Origin of the sequence: Nocardia wallacei, assembly GCF_029868745.1 — a bacterium.
Classification (GTDB): domain Bacteria; phylum Actinomycetota; class Actinomycetes; order Mycobacteriales; family Mycobacteriaceae; genus Nocardia; species Nocardia wallacei_B.
In genome coordinates this window covers 1-2,631 of record NZ_JARWOP010000316.1, presented here as the reverse complement: position 1 = coordinate 2,631, position 2,631 = coordinate 1, and the positions used below count along the sequence as shown (strand labels likewise).

The 2,631-nt window shown below is 59.3% G+C and carries 2 protein-coding genes and 1 pseudogene; all 3 read left to right on the top strand.

The annotated features are described in order from the left end of the window. Positions 1–129 precede the first annotated feature (129 nt). Positions 130–1,578: a helix-turn-helix transcriptional regulator gene (locus QH470_RS29770; RefSeq protein WP_280275688.1), complete on the top strand. Its 1,449-nt coding sequence runs from the start codon at positions 130–132 to the stop codon at positions 1,576–1,578. A 17-nt stretch (positions 1,579–1,595) separates the two neighbouring features. Then, positions 1,596–2,246: an SGNH/GDSL hydrolase family protein gene (locus tag QH470_RS29765; RefSeq protein WP_280275687.1), complete on the top strand. Its 651-nt coding sequence runs from the start codon at positions 1,596–1,598 to the stop codon at positions 2,244–2,246. Positions 2,247–2,500: 254 nt separating this feature from the next. After that, positions 2,501–2,631, top strand: a pseudogene (locus QH470_RS29760) (FGGY-family carbohydrate kinase); the annotation flags it as partial.

Here is a 2,631-nt window from a genome sequence, read left to right as displayed (position 1 = left end):
CGCGCTGCCCGGCCTCGCTTCGCCTCGCACCCTACACCCCCCCCCCCCCCACCCCCTCCTGGCTTGTGGGCCCCCCCGCCCCCCCCCCCCCCCCCCCCCACCCCCGTGTAATGGGTCAGAATGGACCCCATGAACAGGGGGCCTACGAGCAACCCGACCAGCGAACTCGACCGGCAACCAGCAACCGTTGCCGACGAGTTGGCGCGCGAAATCAAGCGACTCCGGCTCGAGGCCGGATACAGCCAACGTGCACTGGCGTCCAGAATCGGCTATTCACGCCAGTACGTCTCGATGACCGAGTGGCAAGATGCCACACTCCCGTCACAAGAACTCGTGTCAGCGATCGACGCTGCTCTCAACGCAAACGGCGCATTGATCACCCTTCGCGCTCGAGCGAAGACCGAGCAGAAAACGACGCGACGCACTCGCACAACCGAAGTTGACCGTGCGAATGAATCCGGCACGTCACTCACTGCAAGCGCGTTCAGCCCCTTCCGCCCACAGAGCACGCCCGCGATGGAGTACATCCAGACCACGGACCACCTTCATCGCGTTACAGTAGCGCTCCAGCCCGGCGGCGGCGAAATTTCGCACAACTCGATCAGCGACTCGCGCGATGGCAGCATTTTTCACTTGCGGCGAGTGCTCATGGGATGCATTCCAGATACATCACCAGTCACACAGCGGGAGCTTTCGGATGCAGTGGTGCGCACATGGGATCTATTCTTTTCGGCTCGTTTCAATGAAATGGAACGCACCCTCCCCCTAATCTTGGCACGCGCTTACAACGCCGCCGAGTCGACCACAGGTGAGCAGCGACGCCAGGTCAATATTTCCCTCGCTCAACTATTGCACGCCTCATCGAACCTTTTGGGCTATGTACACCGAAAAGACTTGGCCGCATTGGCGCTTCTTCGGGCAGATGCGCTAGCAGCAGAAAGCGGGGACGAGCTGACACGAGCTGCGATTAAAGGATCGCATTCTTGGCTACTGACCAAAAACGGCATGTACGAGGATGCGACTGCGCATGCCGAATACGCGGCCACCAAAATTGAGCCACGGCTTTCCACTGCCACGCCACGCCAAATTTCCATTTGGGGAGAACTTCTTTGCTACGCCGCATTCGCGGCATCTTTATCAGGAGATTTCCGGCAGGCGCGGCAATATCTACGTTTGTGCGAATCAGCCGCGCGGCAATTAGAAGACGACTACGTCAGCAGGCCCGAGCCGTCCAACATGTTCGACAGCACCTCAGCCGCAAGCTTCGGCGTTGTCAACGAGATGGCGGCGGGCCAGCCACGTGAAGCTCTCAAACTTGCTGTTGCCAGCGACGGCGATACAGGGATTCCGCCTGTGCTGCGCAGTCGCAGATTGATTAACGTCGCGCACGCTCAAGTCCATAATCGAGACGATGCAGAAGCTGTGGCAACACTTCGTCGGGCGTACTCGATGGCTCCGGAATTCGTCGGTCGCATTCCCCTCGCCCGCACACTGACCAACGAACTGCTGACCCGCCGAGACACGCAACGACTGGATGGACTCGTCGGAGTGGCAGAACAACTCGGCATAACCGTCTAACCTACGAGGACTACGGCATGATCGTTAATCCGTCCGCGTCTACTATCTTATGTTTTGGTGATTCCAATACTTTCGGGCAACGCTCAGAAGGACGTGGGCGGTGGCCCGTTGATGTGCGCTGGACTGGCCGTCTTCAACATGCCTTGGGTAACGACTATTCTGTTATCGAGGAGGGTCTCGGAGGTCGCACCACTGATTTGAACGACCCGGAGCGAAGTGATTGCAATGGCCTAATTTACTTTCAACCCTGCCTGCGAAGCCACTCGCCGCTGGATATGGTGGTAATCATGCTCGGAACGAACGATCTCAAGATCAAGTTCGATCGAGGACCAGAGGAAATCGCCACAGCGCTAGACGGTTACATCGACAACATCGAGCGCACGGCGTGGACCCGCACCGGTGGAGTGCCTACAACGCTATTGATAAGCCCTATCCACCTGGATGCCACCAAACCCGGCTTTGCCGAGAACAGTTCTGAATACAACGCCGACTCCGTGGAAAAATCACGCAAACTCGGCGCGGCAATACACAACGTCGCCGACAAACGTAATGCGCTGTTCGTGGACGCGGCCACAGTAGCGTGCTCAGGACATGACGGAACACACCTGAGCCGCGACTCCCACGAACCGCTCTCCAGGCTGATCGCACAAGAAATTCATACGAGTTAGCATTCGGCACCGACACGACGTCAGCGCTGGAGGTGCTCGACGTTGCTCTGGTAGAGAGCCCGGAGCGCCACAGGTGCAGTACCAAACCCGGGCTGCCGGGTTTCCGCAAGCAATGGTTCCGGCAGGCTGGTCTTCGTCCGGTGCCCCACATCGAGCGAAATGCCGCACCCGTCAGGCAAGAAGTGTGGCGAGTCGACCCGAAAGCCGACATGCCACCCCCCAGTAATTGGTGAGAATGGACCCATGGACAGGGGGCCCGGCAGGTCGAGGACAACGGCGGGGTGTATTTCGTCCCGGCGTTCTCGGGTCTGTTCGCGCCCTACTGGCGTTCCCACGCGCGCCGCGTCCAACGCGGGCCGTCCCCGTACACCAAAAACACGCACAA